Annotated in this window: 18 protein-coding genes, 3 tRNA genes and 1 riboswitch; of the genes, 13 read left to right on the top strand and 8 right to left on the bottom strand. The window is 66.0% G+C overall.

The features are described from left to right. Positions 1-8 precede the first annotated feature (8 nt). From ftsH to tilS, 3 genes are all read right to left on the bottom strand, one after another. On the bottom strand, positions 9-2018 hold the full coding sequence (ftsH, locus tag LQ938_RS01215) for an ATP-dependent zinc metalloprotease FtsH (RefSeq protein WP_223722245.1): 2010 nt from the start codon (positions 2016-2018) through the stop codon (positions 9-11). A 120-nt stretch (positions 2019-2138) separates the two neighbouring features. After that, a complete protein-coding gene (gene hpt, locus LQ938_RS01210; RefSeq protein ID WP_223722244.1) occupies positions 2139-2690 on the bottom strand; it encodes a hypoxanthine phosphoribosyltransferase in 552 nt (183 codons plus the stop codon). 200 nt (positions 2691-2890) lie between these two features. Further along, a complete protein-coding gene (gene tilS / locus LQ938_RS01205; protein WP_223722243.1) occupies positions 2891-3877 on the bottom strand; it encodes a tRNA lysidine(34) synthetase TilS in 987 nt (328 codons plus the stop codon). Positions 3878-4449: 572 nt separating this feature from the next. Between tilS and LQ938_RS01200 the strand changes: the two genes are divergently transcribed. Next, on the top strand, positions 4450-4983 hold the full coding sequence (locus LQ938_RS01200; RefSeq protein ID WP_223722242.1) for an inorganic diphosphatase: 534 nt from the start codon (positions 4450-4452) through the stop codon (positions 4981-4983). 68 nt (positions 4984-5051) lie between these two features. Here the strand turns inward: LQ938_RS01200 and LQ938_RS01195 are convergent, their stop codons facing one another. Beyond that, on the bottom strand, positions 5052-6401 hold the full coding sequence (locus LQ938_RS01195; RefSeq protein WP_223722241.1) for a peptidoglycan DD-metalloendopeptidase family protein: 1350 nt from the start codon (positions 6399-6401) through the stop codon (positions 5052-5054). Between the two features lie 301 nt (positions 6402-6702). On the opposite strand from LQ938_RS01195, the gene LQ938_RS01190 reads away from it, so the two are divergent. From LQ938_RS01190 to LQ938_RS01180, 3 genes are all read left to right on the top strand, one after another. Beyond that, positions 6703-6775, top strand: a tRNA-Glu gene (locus LQ938_RS01190). Positions 6776-6802: 27 nt separating this feature from the next. After that, a tRNA-Asp gene (locus LQ938_RS01185) sits at positions 6803-6876 on the top strand. 79 nt (positions 6877-6955) lie between these two features. Then, positions 6956-7028 (top strand) — tRNA-Phe (locus tag LQ938_RS01180). 313 nt (positions 7029-7341) lie between these two features. Here LQ938_RS01180 and LQ938_RS01175 read toward each other — a convergent pair. Further along, positions 7342-8070 carry an adenylate/guanylate cyclase domain-containing protein gene (locus tag LQ938_RS01175; protein ID WP_223722240.1) on the bottom strand — a complete coding sequence of 243 codons (729 nt, stop codon included), beginning with the start codon at positions 8068-8070 and terminating at the stop codon, positions 7342-7344. Between the two features lie 2 nt (positions 8071-8072). Further along, positions 8073-8645, bottom strand: coding sequence for a Pycsar system effector family protein (locus LQ938_RS01170; protein ID WP_223722239.1), 573 nt, complete (start codon positions 8643-8645; stop codon positions 8073-8075). A 241-nt stretch (positions 8646-8886) separates the two neighbouring features. Here LQ938_RS01170 and LQ938_RS01165 point away from each other — a divergent pair, with 241 nt between their 5' ends. The 9 genes from LQ938_RS01165 (at position 8887) to LQ938_RS01125 (ending at position 16504) form a co-directional block, all read left to right on the top strand. Next, positions 8887-9351: a zinc ABC transporter ATPase gene (locus tag LQ938_RS01165; protein WP_223722238.1), complete on the top strand. Its 465-nt coding sequence runs from the start codon at positions 8887-8889 to the stop codon at positions 9349-9351. Positions 9352-9512: 161 nt separating this feature from the next. Next, complete coding sequence (locus LQ938_RS01160) at positions 9513-10145, top strand: hypothetical protein (RefSeq protein ID WP_223722237.1); 633 nt, start codon at positions 9513-9515, stop codon at positions 10143-10145. Beyond that, a complete protein-coding gene (locus tag LQ938_RS01155; protein WP_223722236.1) occupies positions 10138-11229 on the top strand; it encodes a GmrSD restriction endonuclease domain-containing protein in 1092 nt (363 codons plus the stop codon). The genes LQ938_RS01160 and LQ938_RS01155 overlap by 8 nt, the downstream gene beginning before the upstream one ends. Before the next feature lie 598 nt (positions 11230-11827). After that, a complete protein-coding gene (locus LQ938_RS01150; protein WP_223722235.1) occupies positions 11828-12259 on the top strand; it encodes a hypothetical protein in 432 nt (143 codons plus the stop codon). After that, entirely contained in the window at positions 12259-12660 is a 402-nt protein-coding gene (locus LQ938_RS01145; protein ID WP_223722234.1) for a hypothetical protein, read from the top strand. Before LQ938_RS01150 ends, LQ938_RS01145 begins: the two co-directional genes overlap by 1 nt. 212 nt (positions 12661-12872) lie before the next feature. Next, complete coding sequence (locus LQ938_RS01140; protein WP_223722233.1) at positions 12873-14174, top strand: dicarboxylate/amino acid:cation symporter; 1302 nt, start codon at positions 12873-12875, stop codon at positions 14172-14174. Between the two features lie 141 nt (positions 14175-14315). Then, a complete protein-coding gene (locus LQ938_RS01135; RefSeq protein ID WP_223722232.1) occupies positions 14316-15653 on the top strand; it encodes a flavin monoamine oxidase family protein in 1338 nt (445 codons plus the stop codon). 80 nt (positions 15654-15733) lie between these two features. Beyond that, positions 15734-15799, top strand: a riboswitch (guanidine-III (ykkC-III) riboswitch). A 10-nt stretch (positions 15800-15809) separates the two neighbouring features. Beyond that, entirely contained in the window at positions 15810-16124 is a 315-nt protein-coding gene (locus LQ938_RS01130; protein ID WP_223722231.1) for a DMT family transporter, read from the top strand. Further along, positions 16124-16504: a DMT family transporter gene (locus LQ938_RS01125; protein WP_223722230.1), complete on the top strand. Its 381-nt coding sequence runs from the start codon at positions 16124-16126 to the stop codon at positions 16502-16504. Before LQ938_RS01130 ends, LQ938_RS01125 begins: the two co-directional genes overlap by 1 nt. Before the next feature lie 3 nt (positions 16505-16507). Here the strand turns inward: LQ938_RS01125 and LQ938_RS01120 are convergent, their stop codons facing one another. Together LQ938_RS01120 and LQ938_RS01115 are read right to left on the bottom strand one after the other, a co-directional pair. Continuing rightward, positions 16508-16747 carry a DUF3072 domain-containing protein gene (locus LQ938_RS01120; protein WP_223722229.1) on the bottom strand — a complete coding sequence of 80 codons (240 nt, stop codon included), beginning with the start codon at positions 16745-16747 and terminating at the stop codon, positions 16508-16510. 82 nt (positions 16748-16829) lie between these two features. Beyond that, complete coding sequence (locus tag LQ938_RS01115; protein WP_223722228.1) at positions 16830-18347, bottom strand: SulP family inorganic anion transporter; 1518 nt, start codon at positions 18345-18347, stop codon at positions 16830-16832. Positions 18348-18355 lie beyond the last annotated feature (8 nt).

The following is an 18355-nucleotide window of genomic DNA, read 5'->3' as shown; positions in this document are numbered from 1 at the left end:
CGCCGAGCCTACGCGGTCGCGGGTCTGGCCTGACCGGTCGACGGGCGACGGTGCGGGGCCTTCTCGGCGACGGGCGCCGCCGCCTCCTCCTGCGCCACGGCGCCGGCGGGCAGCGTGCGACGGGGCACGTCGACCGGAGGCAGCTGCGACACCGGACGCTCCGAGCTCGAGAGCCACTGCGGACGCTCGGGCAGACGCTTGATGTCGCGGAAGATCTCGGCCAGCTGGTTGTGGTCGAGCGTCTCCTTCTCGAGCAGTTCGAGCGCGAGCTTGTCGAGGATGTCGCGGTTGTCGTTGAGCACCTGGTAGGCCTCGTTGTGCGCCTGCTCGATGAGCGCGCGCACCTGACTGTCGACCCGTTCGGCGACGCGCTCGCTGAAGTCGCGGCCGTGCCCCATGTCGCGTCCCATGAAGACCTCGCCCGACGACGAGCCGAGCTTGACCGGCCCCACATCCGTCGTCATGCCGTACTCGGTGACCATCTTGCGGGCGATGTCGGTCGCCTTCTCGATGTCGTTCGAGGCACCGGTCGTGGGGTCGTGGAAGACGATCTCCTCCGCCACGCGACCGCCCATGGCGTACGTCAGCTGGTCTTGCAGTTCGTTGCGGGTGACGGAGTACTTGTCGTCGAGCGGCAGCACCATCGTGTACCCGAGCGCCTTGCCGCGCGGCAGGATCGTCACCTTCGTCACCGGGTCGGTGAAGTTCATCGAGGCCGCGGCGAGGGCGTGGCCGCCCTCGTGGTACGCGGTGATCAACTTCTCCTTGTCGCGCATGACGCGGGTGCGACGCTGCGGGCCGGCGATCACGCGGTCGATCGCCTCGTCGAGCGCGCGGTTGTCGATCAGCTGAGCATCGGAGCGGGCCGTGAGCAGCGCCGCTTCGTTCAGAACGTTGGCGAGGTCGGCACCGGTGAACCCGGGGGTCTTGCGTGCCACGACCTCGAGGTCGACCGAGTCGGCGAGCGGCTTGCCGCGGCCGTGCACCTCGAGGATGCGCTTGCGGCCCTGCAAGTCGGGGGCGTCGACGCCGATCTGGCGGTCGAAACGGCCCGGGCGCAGCAGTGCGGGGTCGAGGATGTCGGGGCGGTTGGTCGCCGCGATCACGATGACGTTGACCTTGGGGTCGAAGCCATCCATCTCCACCAGCATCTGGTTCAGCGTCTGCTCGCGCTCGTCGTGCCCGCCGCCCATGCCGGCGCCGCGGTGGCGACCGACGGCGTCGATCTCGTCGATGAAGATGATGGCCGGCGAGTTCTCTTTGGCCTGGCCGAAGAGGTCGCGGACGCGGCTCGCGCCGACACCGACGAACATCTCGACGAAGTCGGAGCCCGAGATCGAGTAGAACGGCACGCCCGCCTCCCCCGCGACCGCGCGGGCGAGAAGGGTCTTACCGGTTCCGGGAGGGCCGTACAGCAGCACGCCCTTCGGGATGCGGGCACCGAGCGCCTGGAACTTCGTCGGGTCCTTCAGGAAGTCCTTGATCTCCTGCATCTCTTCGATCGCCTCGTCGGAGCCGGCGACGTCTTCGAACGTGACGGTCGGCGTCTCCTTCGTGACGAGCTTCGCGCGGGACTTTCCGAACTGCATGACCTTGTTGCCGCCGCCCTGGGCGGACGAGATCAGGAACCAGAAGATCAGACCGAGCAGCAGGATCGGCAGGAGCAGCGAGAGGATGCCGTCGAACCAGGTCGCGCGGGGCACGATGTCGTTGTAACCGTCGGACGGGTTCGATGCACCGATCGCGTCGACGACCTCGCTCGCGCGGGCGTTCACGTAGTAGAACTGCACCTCGTTCGCACCTTCGTACGGGCTCGAGAGCTTCATGTCGACGCGCTGGTCACCGTCGGTGTTCGTGACCTCGGTGACCGTGTTGCCCTGCAGCAGTTCGAGACCCTGCTGGGTCGTCACCTGCTTGGCCGCGCCCAGACTCGAGATCAACGAGAAACCCACGATCAGGAAGAGCCCGATCAGCAAGACGTACAGGAGCGGGTTGCGCGTGATCTTCTTGAAGTCCATTGTGCGGGGACGGACCCCGGCCCTTTCGTCGACGAGCCGCCTGCGGACGGTCGCTCCAGGGTAGCGCGGGCGATCTATGCCGGGTCTGTGCATTCGCCCACGGCGTACACCGCGGGCGCGCTACGAGTACACGTGGGGAGCGAGCACCGCGACGTCGCGCAGGTTGCGGTAACGCTCGGCGTAGTCGAGGCCGTAGCCCACGACGAACTCATTGGGGATGTCGAAGCCGACGTAACGGCAGTCGACCTGCACCTTGGCCGCCTCGGGCTTGCGGAACAACGCGAACACCTCGACGGATGCGGCCCCGCGCGCCGCGAAGTTCTCCAGCAGCCAGCTGAGGGTCAGGCCGGAGTCGATGATGTCCTCGACGATCAGCACGTGCTTGTCGTGGATGTCGGTGTCGAGGTCTTTGCGGATCTGCACGACGCCGCTCGACCGTGTGCCGGTGCCGTACGAGGAGACGGCCATCCAGTCCATCGGCACGAGCATCGGCAGCGCCCGCGAGAAGTCGGCCATCACCATGATCGCGCCCTTCAGCACGCCCACGAGCACGAGGTCCTTGCCCTCGTAGTCGGCCGCGACCTGCGCGGCGATGTCCTCCAGTTTGGCGAGGATGTCTTCCTCGGTGGCGAGGACCGTGGTCAGGTCGTCCGCGATGTCGGCAGCACGCATCCTCCGAGCGTACCCGGGGCGGCGTGCGGTGCCGCATCCCGGGTCGGGGGGGGCGTGGGGTGCCGCATCCGGGGCGTGGTGGTGGGAGCACGGCCCGAAGCGAGGAGATCTGCCGAGGCGAGGACGGATGCGGGCAATTCGGCCCTCGCTCCGGCAGATCTCCTCGCCAGAGCCGAGGATTCAGCATCCGGTGCGGTCAGTCAGCGGGCGGTGAACAGGATGCGGCCGTCCGCGCGGTGCGCCCGGAATGCGGGCAGGTCGATCGGGCCCTGCCCGTGCCAGTCTGTGACGAGTCTCGCGACCTCGAGTGTCTGCGCGCGGGTCAACGAGACGTGGAACTCGCTCGCGGCGACGTGGCGGATGATGCGGTTCCGGAGGGCGGCGGGGTTGGCGGCGAGCGCGGCGACCGAGATCGCGATGCCGGCTTCGGCGGGCTCGACGATGTCCTCGATCGTCTCCTCGATCATGTCGGCGAAGGCCTCCGCGTCCTCGCGCATTTGCTCGGCGGTTCGCGCGAGCGCGTCGGCGATGCCCGGGCCGAGCTCCGCCTCGAGCACCGGAAGCACCCGGAGGCGGACGCGCACCCGGGCGTAGCTGTCGTCCGAGTTGTGCGGGTCTTCCCACGGGATGAGCCCCTGCGCGGCGCAGGCTGCGTGGGTCGACTCTCGGCGCACGGCGAGCAGCGGCCGCATCCAGGTGATCTCGTCGTCGTCGAGTTCACCCGCCATGCCGGCGAGGCTCGTCGCACCCGAACCCCGAGCGAGCCCGAGCAGCACGGTCTCGGCCTGGTCATCGAGGGTGTGGCCGAGCAGCACGCCGCTCGCGGAGTAGTCGGTCGCGGCGTCGCGGAGCGCGGCGTACCGGGCGGTGCGCGCGGCGGCTTCGGGGCCGCCATCCGCGCCCACTTCGACCCCCACCACGATGGCTTCGAGGCCCAGCCCACGGGCCGAGTTCGCGGCGTCAGCAGCGACCGAGGCCGACCCTGGCTGCAGGTCGTGGTCGACGGTGACGGCGATCGCGCGCACTCCCGCCCGCGGGGCCTCGAACGCGACCGCAGCGGCGAGGGCGAGCGAGTCGGCACCGCCCGAGAGCGCGACGAGCACGGTCCGGTGCGAGGCGAGCGCGGGGCGCACAGCACGGCGCAGCTCGGCAACCGCGGGATCGAGCGCGGGGCGGTGATCTGTCACGGGTTCACGCTAGCGCGCGGCCTCGGCATCCGCGCTCGGGGACTCCGCCCCTCGAACCGAGGCGATCGCCAGACCGAGGAGATCCGACCCGGACGGCAGACCGGCAGAAGCCAGGAGCCATACCCCGGCCCACAGCCCGGCCGAAGCGAGGAGGTCTGCCCTGGCCCACAGCCCGGCCGAAGCCAAGAGCTCTACCCCCGCCCGCAGACCGTCCGAAGCCAGGAGCCCTACTTCTGCCCGCGGCACGGCCGAAGCGAGGAGATCTGCCGAAGCGAGGGCCGCATTCCCCCCATCCGTCCTCGCTTCGGCAGATCTCCTCGCTCCGGGCCGACGTGCCGTGCCGGAGCGCGCCTCCGCCTCCCACTCGTGCGCGTCGCACCCCAAACCCCTCCCACTCGCGCACCGCACCTTTCACTCGAGCGCACCGCACCCCACGGCACCTCCGCCTCCGCGCACTCCCGTCGAGCGCACCTCCCCCACACGTCACCCCCACAACACCCCCGCCGGTGCGCGCGAGGTGGCGCGGCTAGGCTGGTGCCGCCATCCACTGAACTTCCGAAGGAGCCACACGTATGGGCGCATACGACGCCGTCATCGAGATCCCCCGCGGCAGCCGCGTGAAGTACGAGGTCGACCACGGCACTGGCCGGGTCTTCCTCGACCGCGTGCTGTTCACCCCCATGGGGTACCCGGCCAACTACGGGTTCTTCGAGAACACCCTCGGCGAAGACGGCGACCCGCTCGACGTACTGCTGCTGCTCGACCGCGACATCTACCCGGGCGTGCTCGCGAAGGTGCGGCCCGTGGCCGTGCTGAAGATGAGCGACGAGGCCGGCGGCGACGACAAGGTCGTGGCCGTGCTCGCGAAGGATCCGCGCTGGGCGCACATCCAGGATGTGGGCGATATCGACGAGTGGACCAAGAACGAGATCGGCCACTTCTTCGAGCACTACAAGGACCTCGAGCCGAACAAGTGGGTCAAGGTCGACGAGTGGGCGGGCGTGGATGAGGCCGAGCGCCTCGTCGCCGAGGCGTTCACCCGGTTCGAAGACCACGGCGAGCAGACGAAGACGCAGGGCGAGGGCGAAGCGCCCAACACGCTCTGATTCTCACCTGAACAACGAAGAGCGGATGCCGGTGAATCGGCATCCGCTCTTCTGTTGGTCGTGGGGGTTCAGACGCTGACGCCGCGGGCCCGAAGGAACGGCGCCGGGTCGGTCGTGCCACCCGACGTGTAGACCTCGAAGTGCAGGTGGCAGCCGAACGACCCGCCGGTGTTGCCGACCGCGGCGATGAGCTGGCCGGCGTTCACGTACTGTCCGCGGCGCACGTACAGCCCACCGTTGACGATGTGCGCGTAGCCGGTGGCGAGGCCGCCGCCGTGGTTGATGCGGATGTAGTTTCCGTACCCGCTGTATACCTGCGACATCTCGACGGTGCCGGATGCTGCCGCGTAGATCGCCGCGCCGCATCCGGGCGCGAAGTCGAGGCCGCGGTGGAAGCTGCTCGAGCAGCCCTGCGGGCCGCACTGCGACTGGCGAGGGCCGTAGCCGGAGCTGATGCGTCCGCTGCTGGGCCGCACCCATCCGGAGCCGCCGCCGCTGCCGCCGGGGGCAGCACCGCCTCCGCCACCACCGCCGCTGCTTCCGCCTCCGCCACCGCCGCTGTTGCCCTGCTGGGCGGCCGCAGCCGCCGCTGCTGCCGCCGCCGCCGCAGCGGCTGCCGCGGCTGCCGCGGCTTCGCGCGCCTTGCGGGCTTCTTCGTCGCGACGCTTCTGCTCGGCGACGCCGGCCTGGTAGTCGGCGACGGTCTTGGCGGTCGTGTCCTGGAGGGCGGCGAGCTGCGCCTGCAGCGTGCCGAGGTTCTCGTTCTGCGCGTCGAGGGCGGCCTGGGCGGCGTCGGATGCGGCGACCGCTTCTTCCATGGCCGCGTTGGCGATCTGCTGCAGTCGGTCGCGCTCATCGCGCGCGGCCGTCGCGGTCGCGGTCGCGGCCTGCGCGGCGTTGCGTGCGCGCACCGCATCCGCGTACACCGTCTGGTTGCGCTCGAGGAGCTTGTCCATCGTGCCGAGGCGGTCGAGCAGGTCGTCGGCGCCGGCGGCGGACCCGGCGAAGAACAGCTGCATCGATGTGTCGTCGCCACCGGAGCGGTAGAGCTGGCTCGCGACCTTGCCCGCCTTGTTGGCGGCCTCGGTGGCGGCGGCGGCACCCTGATCGGCCTGCGCCTGCAGGCTGTCGGCGCGGGTTCCTGCGTCGAAGTACGCCTGCTCTGCGGCGTAGAACTCTTGAGACTTCTGGTCGGCAATGGCCTGCTTGTTGGCGACATCGGCCTGCAGCTGCGAGATCAGGCCCTGGATGCGAGAGATCTCGCCGTTCTTGGCCGTCTCGTTCGCCTTGGCCCGCTGCACGTCGTCCCACGACGGGTAACCCTCGATCGCAAACGCGCGGGGGATGTACGGGCTGCCGACGGCGGCGAGGCCGGCGACGCCGAGGGCTCCGACACCGATGGCCGTGCGACGGGTCATGCCGGGCCAGAATCGCGCTCGCTCTTCAGCGGTAGGAGCGCAGTCGCAGTCCTCCGCCGGGGGCAGTTCTTCGTTCGTCACGAGAGCCTCTCCATACCGGGCGCAACGATGACCACACTAACAACATCAGTCACAACCGCAACAGAATCCCGGATGCTGCACGCACAGCACCGGTGCCATCCTCACCCCGCCAGATGCCGCCGGAACGATGGCGCGCGGGCGTTCGCGATCTCGATTGGCGAATCCCCTGGGGAATGCGTATGCTTGCTCTTCGGTAAGCGTGAGCCCAGCGGGTTCGCTCGGCCCCATCGTTTAGCGGCCTAGGACGCCGCCCTTTCACGGCGGTAGCACGGGTTCGAATCCCGTTGGGGTCACTCACCACTCATAATTGAATACATCATGGCCCTGTAGCGCAGTTGGTTAGCGTGCCGCCCTGTCACGGCGGAGGTCGCGGGTTCAAGTCCCGTCAGGGTCGCTCTAAGCGACGGGCCCTTTCTTCTGAGAGAGGGCCTTTCGTTTAAGACGCGGCAATCGGTTTCACCGCAGTACCGCGCGGCTCTGTAGCTCAGTTGGTAGAGCGCACGACTGAAAATCGTGAGGTCACGGGATCGACGCCCGTCGGAGCCACACGGATGATCATTACGTCATCCCAGAAACCCTCGCGGAGCTTCTATTCGCGGGGGTTTCGCCTTTTCCCTGATGAGGGGCAAATTCTGAACCGCTCGCCTTGCCTGTTGCGGCTCGGCCGTGGAGCGAGCGCAACGCGACGAAACGCGCAGCACGCACAGGCGATGGCCGTTGTCTCCACTGGACGGGGCCGGTCTGGGGCCGGTCGTCGTCGTATTGCGGTTCTCAAACACGACAGCGCAACCGGTTTCAGCCCGCGAACTCGCCAAGAAGTCACGGACGACGGTGTCGCCGAACCAACGGCTCGGACAGATTAGTTGAGCGCGTCGATGTACTCGCTCATCGTTGAGATGACAACGTCAGCGGTGTAAGTCGTCCCGTGACCGCTCAGGTAGGTGGAGTTGAACCACTTTTTGTCATCGTCGCGCAGGTTTAAGTGGATGTCGCTGCCGACGTAGATCGGTCGATTCCAACCGCGGCCTGCTTCATGAGCGAGGTGCGCCGCGCTGTTGACCACGTCACCCATGTAGATCACATCGTTGATCCCGCTGCCACTGAACCCCGCCTTGATCATCAGAGCGCGACCGTAGTCCACACCGATGCCTATCTTGAGCGCGTCGATGCCCTTCTTCGCGTAGTGATGGTTGAGCAGCTTCAGCAGAGTATTTGCCCGGGCCGCGATCGTGAACACCTCGGTGATGTCGGTCTTGAGCGGTGTGTTGTACACGGCCCAAACACAATCGCCGACGATGTTCACCTCCCTGACGATGGAGGTGGAGTTCAGTACTGCGACCATCTCAGAGATAAAAGCACGGTAGATCTTGGCCAGCGTGGGCCGCTTGTGCTTTGCCGTAAGACCAGACGAGTCCCGGATGTCGATGAAGATCGCAGAACACTTGCCGTAGAACCCGTTGGAGAATGTGAGCTTGTCGCGGTCCGGAAGCGCCTCAGTCTCTTCGAATGCACCCGCTGGCTGATCCAATATCGCCTTGATGCGGTCTGAACTGGAGACGTAGCTATATGTCTTGTAGTTGCCGTCCATAGTTACCCCTGTGAGTTTGCAGCGCCGATGAGAATGGCAAGGAGAGCGACCGCCGCGCCAGCGGCAACGGCCGAGCGAATGGCCCACGTAGCCCACCGCGACTTAGTGGTCGCGATCTCTGCGTTGGCATGAACCTGATGTGCAATGTCTCGGGTGAGCTCGTCGGAATCCGCAGTGAGCGTGTGAAGGACATCGACGTAACGGTGCCGGTCGCCCTTGAAGTTCTTGCTGATGCTCGCGTAGAACAGCCGGTTGATGGCGAGGTTGCTCGCGTCCTTGTCTCGCACGCGAGGTGTCAATGTCCACGCGCAAAGTCCCCCCGTGACTACGAGGAGCACGCACGCCGCGACGACGACCGCATCCGACCAGACCGTCCTCGACTCGAAATCCTTTACGAGGTTGAAGAGCATTGCGGCGAGGACGCCCGTGAAGGCGAGCGTCACACCTGCCTTCGCATCCGCGTGCCGAATCCACTCATTAACCAGGCCGAGCGCCTTCCAAGCATGGTCGGGGTTGGCAGCGCGATCATTGCGGGCGGCGGAACGACCCCTGCGCCGCAATAGTGAGGTCAACACAGAGTCAAAGTACATGCGACCTCGGACAATACGACGCCCTCAGTCCTTCAGGATCTGTCGATGAGGCTTCTGTCATCTGGCCGCGACTGGGGCAACTCGCGTGAAGCGCCGTGGCTCTTCACGCGAGGGGGCACGAGCCAGTGGACACCCCAGTCCGTCTGATGAGAGGCTTGTCTGTTCTGTGCAGGGGAGGTAACTGATGGACGATCAGAACGAGGACTGGGATCGCATCATCCGCGAGATGATCGCCGATGCCAAAGAGAGCGCGCCGACCGAACCCGGCGTGTACAAGATGCCCTGCGGAGAGTACATCGTCGACTTCTTCCTCAACGCTGAGGGTCAGGAGCGGTGGCTCGTCGCCGGCGGCGCACACTCCTACACTCGCGAGACGGTCGCGATCGCACGTCACGGCGAGCACCCGTGGCAACGGCTCTACACCCTCGAGGATGCCGCGAAGGAGATCTCGAAGCTCGCAGAGCGCCGGAGTACCGACGTCCACACCGTGCTCGATGATTTGGTCGATGCGATCGACGAGCGGGATGCTCGGCGGGTCGCGCAGGAGCGGAGGGATATGCCAACCGAAACCCTCAGCAACCTCGCCGAACGCATTACTGACGAGGAGCAGGACGGCCGCATCTTCAGTTACGTCGAGGCAAGAGGCCGTGGCGACGGCGCTGCGGGAGGGCAGCCTGTTGTGCTCGGATGACCTCGTCGATGGACGTGTTTACAGGCCTTCCAGATCGACACCGAATTCGAGGTCAGAACCAGTGGTCTGCTCACGGTCGACATCGTCATGTCGCCAACAACAGACCGCTGGCCGCTGGAGTCTCTCCCACTGCTAGTGTGCCCATGTGGGGGGAGCCGCAGATGGATAAGACGGGCGCCCTCGATCAGCTACAAGAGGCGATGCGCACGATGGATGTCGCACAGTTCACCAGCCTCCACGTGCTCGATCGACTCCCGCATGTCTTCGCGTCACGCGAGCAGTACACCGCTTGGAGAACAGTGTTGGGCCGCGGCCTGGGCGTCGATCCGCTCTGCATCGTGGTCGTCGGCAGTGGAGCCGTGGGGTTCAGTCTGTCGCCGCGCGAAGAAAAGCGATTTCGTGCTTTCCACGGAGAGTCGGATATAGACGTGGCGATCATAAGCCCAACCCACTTCGAGGAGGCCTGGCGAAACATTCGTGCAATGCGAGGAGAAACAGCGCGAGAGCTACGTGGACACTGGAGACACCATCGTTCATCCCTCGTCTTCGACGGCACCATCGCCACTGATACGGTCTTGGCGCATCTATCCTTTGGCCCCCAATGGGCCTCAGCGCTGGGACGGGTCGCTCGCGTCCATCCCACAATGGACCGAGACGTCAAGGCGCGAATCTATCGCGATTTTGATTCGCTACGTGATTACCAACGAAGAGGCGTTGAAAAGCTCCGAGGTGAGCTGCTCGATGACCAGAACCAAGGCCCGACCGGCATCAACGAGGTAAACGAAAATGACTAATCCTGAGCAGTCGAATCAGTGGTTCCTGGAGGCGACCCACCACACAGTCTCTTGGTTCTGGAAGCGGCACAAGGCGGAGGAGCTGGAACTCAAGCCTCCGTACCAGAGAAACCCCGTCTGGCAGGAAAAACAGCAGGCGGCGTTGATGGACACGATCCTGCGCGGATATCCGGTACCGGAGCTCTACTTGCAGACGCGGGTGGATGCTGACGGAGACGAAACCTATATCGTCGTGGACGGCCAACAACGAATCAGGGCGTGCCTCACATTTATTGCGGGCGATGTACCCCTTGGCGACGAGTCCGGCACGCTTGCCGGTTCCTACTTCGATGACCTCACCGATGATCAGAGGAGGCAAGTCTTCCAGTACAAGTTTGTCGTTCGTGAGCTTCCTTCGCTCGCCGATGCAGAAATTCGTGACATCTTCGGCCGCTTAAATAGGAACAACATCGCTCTCAACGCTCAGGAGCTTCGACACTCCACCTACTGGGGCGAATTCATAAAGACCATGGAGTCGCTCTCGAGTAACGACTTCTGGGTTACCTCAGGGGTGTTTACCGCTAACGACATTCGCCGCATGCTCGACATCGAGTATGTGAGCGAACTCGCCGTTTCGCTTCTCTACGGCCTCCAGAATAAGAAATCTAACCTTGACAAGTACTATCGGAACTTCGAGTCAGAATTCCCGGACCGCGAAACCGCAGTCTCGACTTTCTCGGCTGTCCTGGGGGAGCTATCACAGCTCCTCTCCTGGCCGACCGATCTCCGGTGGAAAAAGAAGACAGATTTCTACTCGCTATTCCTCGTCCTAGCGGACCGCGTCACAGATCTACCGTTCGACCGAAAAACGCGCGCTGACATCGCCCAGAAGCTTGCTTCGCTTTCAACGGCCATCGACGCCTATATAAAGGATCCTGAAGCGCCTGGCCCAGTGGCCCAGGCCAGGGGATACGGACGGGCGGCCGCCCGCGCCGCCTCAGACCTCGCCAACCGGCGAGCTCGGTCCATCGCACTGTCGAGCTACTTGTTCGATCTGCCGTACGAGCTCGAAGAGCCCGAAGAGCTTGAAGAGCTTGAGCCGTAGCAACACCCTCGCCGCCGGGCCGGTCCTGGGCCGGGAACTCGGTTGAAACCATCGAGAACCAGCCATCACCAACGAGCACGACTCCCGCGGAATCACGCGGCAAACGAGCACTCGTGGGCACCCACAAACCCGGCGCATACAACTGAAAATCGTGAGGTCACGGAGTCGACGCCCGTGGGAGCAACTGAAACCCTCGTGTGGCTTCTACTCATGGGGTTCTCTTGAATCTCCGGCCGAGTCCCTCGTGTCGAACGCAGCCGATTGGGTCCGATGTGCCCGATCCGCGAAGCCCAGCAGCGGGCAGCGCGGTGAGCGATCGCGATCGGCGCGACCCCTTGCAGCTCTCAAGCGAGTTCCGTAACGTCGCTCACTCCGATTCCGAGTCAAACCTCGAGGGAGATTGCGAATGAGAACGAAGATGAAGGTCGGAGCAGGTGTCGTCGCTTTGTTCGTGGCTGCTTCGTGGTCGTTCACGCCCGCATCTGCAGCGACTTCGCCCACACCATCTGAAGCGCCCGCCGGAGAGTGGGTCGCCTACACGAGTGACCCCGTGATGCAGACCAAGTACGGTAGCTCCTCTTCTGCATCCACTGCAGATGTGAGCGATGCCGTCGCGCTCGCCGACGGATGCGCGGCGGGAACCACGAGCTATCCGAATCGACCGGAATTCAGCTGCCTGAGCGTCACCCTTGACGGCTCCGGCGAGAAGGTGGTCCTCCGCCAGGGATCCACCGGCTCGTTCGGGTACCTACACGCGCTGAACACCCACAATGTCGAGCAGCAAACAATTGAAAACACCGTCAGCATCAACACCGGGGGCTATCTCCAGCCCAACGGGCGCTACCTGTACGGTGCGTACTATCAAGATCCCAACGGCGATGTGGTGATCAACTTCGAGCTCATCCAGGAACGCAACCCAGGGGCTGAGAGCCCCGATCCATACGAGCTGGGGGTTGTCACCGCTTACTGTCGTGACTCAGCCTCGGCTCCGACGCGTACATGCCCCCAGTGGGTCAACGACAGCCTGTGATGCCGTCCGACACGAACACTGCCCGAGCCCTGGCCTCGCTCGCCGAAAACGAGTGGGGACTGGGACCAACGCATCCGTTGCCTGCAGCGACCCACGAGGCGCCAGGGTGGCACCCCTACGACACCAGCGCCGGTGACGACCACTACCAAGTCGAGTCAGCGGCTGCGACCGGCCCCCTCGTGGTCGTCGTCTTCCGCAGTCGAGAGCATCGACTCGTCGCGATCTTGACGCCCGATCCGAACTCCACCGCCCGCGAGTTGTTTGAACTCCTATGGCACGACATGGAGAGGATCACTCCCCAGAGAGTGGAAGAAGACAGCGAGATGATTCAAGTGGGCGGCGACGTCAGACTCCTCCCCCCGTCGAACTTCTCGCCGGAGCTTGTGACGTTCCACAGATAGAGGGCGGGCACTCTGGCGTGTCCGTCCCAGCGTGCGGGCTCCCTCCTTTCACACGGCGTAGACCGAGCTGAGCACGCACCCACGCGTCATCCTCGTAAAAACCGTGTTACACCCCTCGCGTCGAGTCGAAATCGCAGGCAACGATCTCTTACCTTGGCCCCGCACGCCGCCGCCCCACCCCCCAACTCGGCGGCGTGCGAATGGAGAACGTCGTGCCCAAAGTCCTGAAGAACCCCGCCCTGCAGATCGGCGCCGCCGCCATCCTCGGAATCGTGTTCGGGCTGATCGTCGGCGAGTGGGCGGCGAACCTGAAGTTCGTCGGCGACCTGTTCATCCGCCTCATCCAGATGGCGATCGTGCCGCTCGTCATGTCGTCGGTCATCGTCGCGACGGGCGCGATGACCGGATCCGGCATGGGCAAGATGGCGTTCCGCACCTTCAAGTGGATGATCGGATTCTCGATCGTCGCCGCCGTGCTCGCCTGGGGCATCAGCTCCATCCTCCAGCCCGGCGCGGGCATCGACTTCTCCGGCGGCGTCGACCCCGCCCTGCAGGAGTCGGCCGGCGAGACCACCGGCTGGCAGCAGACCGTCGTCAACTTCGTCTCCACGAACATCTTCGACGCCATGTCGACCGCGACCATGGTGCCGATCATCATCTTCTCGCTGCTGTTCGGCGTCGCGCTCAACACCTACATCGCTAAGAGCGGCAACCGCCTGGTGCTCGACTTCTTCGACCAGATCCAGCAGATCGTGCTCACGATGATCCGATTCGTGATGCTGATTGCGCCGATCGGCGTCTTCTGCCTGCTCGCCAACCTCTCCGGCACCGTCGGCTTCTCGGTCGTCACCAGCGCCCTCGCCTACCTCGGCTCGACCCTGATCGGTGTGCTGATCATCCTGGCCCTGTTCATCCTCGTCGTCTGGCTACGCACCGGCCTCAACCCCGCGAAGCTCCCCGCCAAGCTCACCGACCAGACGATGATCGCCATCACGACGACGAGCTCCGCCGTCACGTACCCGACCGTGCTCCGCACCGCGATCGAGAAGATCGGCGTGAGCCAGCCGGTCGCGAACTTCACCCTCTCGGTCGGCCTCACGATGGGGTCGTACGGCGCCGTGCTCAACTACATGATCGTCGTGATGTTCCTCGCGCAATCCGGCAACGTCTCGCTCGACTTCGGCACGATCGTGCTCGGGATGGCGCTCGCCATCCTTCTGAACATGGGCACGATCACCGTGCCCGGCGGCTTCCCCGTCGTCGCGATGTTCCTCGCGACCTCCCTCGGGCTGCCGTTCGAGGCCGTCGGCCTGCTCATCGCGGTCGACTGGTTCGCCGGCATCTTCCGCACCTTCCTCAACGTCAACGGCGACACCTTCGTCGCGATGCTCGTCGCCAACGCCAGCAAGCAACTCGACCGCGACGTGTACAACGGCACCAAACAGGTGACGACCGGCGCCGTCGACCTCGACGAGCTGAAGGACAAGCTCGAGAGAGCCGACGCCGCGGACTGACCCGGGCGGCCCGCCGCGCCAGGTTCGCCACCCCCCGAAGGCTGCAGTTTCCTGTTCTGGCGCCACATGTTTCTGCAGCCATGACAGGGAACTGGCGCCATCGCGGGCAGAAGAGCGCGATGCGAGGAGTAGGGTCCCGACATGCACGAGTTCGACACGGTCGTCATCGGTGCGGGTGTCGCGGGAATCACCGCGGCCCGCCTTCTCGCAAAGAACGGCCAGTCGGTCGTTGTGCTGGAAGCCCGCGATCGCACGGGCGGGCGCGTGCACACAGACCGCACCGGCGGACACGCGACCGACCTCGGCGCGTCGTGGATCCACGGCATCACCGACAGCCCGGTGGCCGAGGCCGCCGCGGCGTTCGGGATGCGGACGATCGAGTTCACCGTCGGCGGCTACCAGCCCGACAGCCGCCCCATCGCCTACTACTCCCCGGACGGCACCCGACTCTCGGATGCGGATGCGACCCGCTTCACCGACGACATCCACACGGTCGATGAGACGCTGCTCGAAACCGTCGCCGCATCCGCCCCCGACGCCTCGTACCGCGACGTCACCGAGGCCGCCCTTGTGGCGCAAGGCTGGGACGAAGACCGGACTCAGCGCGTGCGGGAGTACCTCGAACACCGCGCGGAGGAGCAGTACGGCGCGTGGATCGAAGACCTCGCCGCGCACGGACTCGACGACGATGCGATCGACGGCGACGAAGTCGTGTTCCCGGGCGGTTACGACCGGCTCCCCGCCGGACTCGCGGAGGGACTCGACATCCGCCTCTCCCACACCGTCACCCGCGTGCAGTGGTCGAAGGGCGGCGTGACCGTGACCGTCGCCGACGACCCGACCGGCGAGCGCATCGTGAACGCCGCCCGCGTGATCGTGACGGTGCCCGTCGGGGTGCTGCGCAGCGACGAGTTCACCTTCGATCCGCCCCTGCCGGAGATCAACGCGGCAGCGCTCGGCCGACTCACGATGAACGCGTTCGAGAAGATCTTCCTGCGGTTCGAGACGGCGTTCTGGGACGACGACGTCTACGCGATCCGCCAGCAAGGACCGGACAGCCGGTGGTGGCACTCCTGGTACGACCTGACCCCCCTCCACGGCACCCCCACGCTGCTGACCTTCGCCGCCGGCCCGGCCGCGCGCGAGATCCGCGACTGGCCGGAGGATCGCGTCGTGGACTCGGTGCTGGCGCAGCTCCGCCGCCTCTACGGCGCGCGCGTCGAGCGCCCCATCGGTGTCGACATCACCGCCTGGCAGGACGACCCGTTCGCCCGCGGCTCGTACGCCTACATGACCCTCGGATCGACCACGGCCGACCACGACGACCTCGCGACCCCGGTCGAGGGCGTCTTGCACATCGCAGGCGAGGCGACCTGGACCGACGACCCGGCGACCGTCACGGCCGCCCTGCTCTCGGGGCACCGCGCGGCCTGTCGCGTGCTCGGCCGCGAGATCGCCGTCGCCGAGGCCTGGCGCTGACGAGTCCCGGGCGGAGGAGCCTCGCCACCCCCAAACTGCGGTGCTTTTCGGATGCGGGCGGGCCCCGGCGCTACTCTGGAGCAGAGGGCCCATCCGGCCCTGCGGACGAGGGAGCAGTACCCGCATCTCGACAAGACTGACTCGGAAGGTCATGTCATGGCGTGGATCATCCTCATCGCCTCGGGAATGCTGGAGGCCGTCTGGGCCGCCGCACTCGCGGCATCTCGCGGGTTTCGGCGCCCGCGCCCCACGATCGTGTTCGGCGTCGCCCTCGTCGCGAGCATGGCCGGGCTCGCCTACGCGATGACCGAGCTGCCCACCGGCACGGCCTACGCCGTCTGGGTGGGGATCGGGGCGACCCTCACGGTCATCTGGGCGATGGTCACGGGCGCCGAGCGCGCCTCGCTCGTTCGCATCCTGCTGCTTCTACTGCTGGTCGCGTCGGTCATCGGACTCAAGGTGGTCAGCTGATGCCGTGGCTCGTGCTCATCCTCAGCGCCGTGTGCGAAGCGGTGTGGGCGACGGCCCTCGGCGCCTCCGACGGCCTCTCCAAACCGGTACCCACGGTGGTCTTCGCGGTCGGGATCGTCGCCAGCATGCTCGGACTCGGCTGGGCGGCACGCAGCATCCCGATCGGCACGGCGTACGCCGTGTGGGTGGGCATCGGCGCGGCCCTGACCGTCGCGTACGCGCTGCTCACCGGCGCCGAGCCGTTCTCGATCGCGAAGCTCGTGTGCATCGCCGGAATCATCGCCGCGGTCATCGGTCTGAAGCTCGCACCATCCGCGCCCCGCGAAAACACCCGGGACGCTGGCGGCGTCCCGGGTGTGCGATCGCGCTCTGGCGACTGACGCTCAGCTGTTGCCGCGGCCGGTCTCGGCCTGCAGACGATCGATCTGCTCGGATGCCTCAGCCTTCGTGAGGTCGGCGGGGATCTCCTCGCCAGCCTCTCGGGCGAGGGTGTCGAGGTAGCTCGCCTGCGGCGCGGTCATGGGCTCGTCGCCCGTGACCCAATCGGAGGGATCCTTCTCGGCGGGGTTGTCGCTATCGTGCACGGCGCCGAGAGTCTCGGGAGTGTTGTTCGCATCGGACATGCTCCGAGGCTAGGCGCGCCCGCCGACACCGGCAGCGGGTTGACTCCCCCGCCGCGCTGCCGTAGGTGACGCGGGCAACAGGTCAGTGACCGGCGCCGAGTCCGCCCGAAAGTCGGCCGTGGAATGCGGTCGTCTCGTCGTTCATCCCCTCGAACACGACCTTCTTGCCGAGGCGTTCGTATTTCGTCACGATCGCGTCGAGCGCAGCCACGGTCGATGCATCCCAGACGTGCGAGCGCGACAGGTCGATCACGATCCGATCGGGATCGGTCGTGTACTCGAACTGGGTGGTGAGGTCATTGCTCGAGGCGAAGAAGAGCTCTCCGTCCACGCGGTAGTGCGCGGTGGGTTCCGGGGCACCCGCATCCGTGGTCCGGGTCACCGTCGCGAAGTGCGCGACCCGACGCGCGAACAGCACCATCGCCATCACGACACCCACCACCACGCCGATCGCGAGGTTATGGGTCCACACCGTGATCGCAACCGTCACGACCATGACGGCCGTCTCACTCAACGGGAGGCGACGGAGCGTCGACGGGCGGATGCTGTGCCAATCGAAGGTGGCCACGGAGACGAAGATCATGACCGACACGAGCACCGCCATCGGGATGATCGCAACGACGTCGCCGAGCACGACGACGAGCACCAGGAGGAATACGCCGGCGAGGAACGTGGAGATCCGGGTGCGAGCGCCGGAGGCCTTCACATTGATCATGGTCTGGCCGATCATCGCGCAGCCGCCCATGCCGCCGAAGAACCCGGACGCGAGGTTGGCCACTCCCTGACCCCATGCCTCACGGGTCTTGCTCGAGCGGGTGTCGGTCACGTCATCCACGAGCTTCGCCGTCATGAGCGATTCGAGCAGACCGACAACCGCCACGGCGAGCGCGTACGGCCCGATGATGCCGAGGGTCTCGAACGAGAGCGGCACGTTGGGCACGAAGAGCTCGGGAAGGCTCCGCGGCAGCGCACCCTGGTCACCGACCGTGGGCACGGAGATCGCGAAGACCACCACGGCGGCCGTCAGCAGGATGATCGCCACGAGAGGTGCGGGCACGACCCGCGTGATCTTCGGCAACAGGAACAGGATGAGCAGCCCCACCGCGACCAGCGGATACACCGCCCACGGCACATCGACGAGCTGAGGCATCTGCGAGAGGAAGATGAGGATCGCGAGCGCGTTCACGAACCCGACCATGACGCTGCGCGGAATGAAGCGCATGAGCTTCGCGACGCCCAGCACGGCGAGGAGCACCTGGATGATGCCGGCGAGCAGCACGGTCGCGATGAAGTAGTCCATGCCGTACTCGCGCGCCACCGGGGCGATCACGAGGGCGACGGCTCCGGTCGCGGCCGTGATCATCGCGGGGCGGCCACCCACGAACGCGATGACGACCGCCATCACGAAAGACGAGAAGAGCCCGACCCGCGGGTCGACGCCCGCGATGATCGAGAAGGCGATCGCCTCGGGGATGAGCGCGATCGCGACGACGAGGCCTGCGAGCACCTCGCGGGTGAGCAGGCGCGGACTGCGCAGCGCCTGCAGGACGGTCGGTTCGATTCGAACGCGACGCGGCGGCGCGGTGACGACGGCGGACATGCGGCTCC

The organism is Microbacterium sp. cx-55, from assembly GCF_021117345.1.
Lineage (GTDB): Bacteria > Actinomycetota > Actinomycetes > Actinomycetales > Microbacteriaceae > Microbacterium.
Note: the sequence above shows the minus strand (reverse complement) of the source record. Positions and strands in the feature narration are given on the sequence as shown.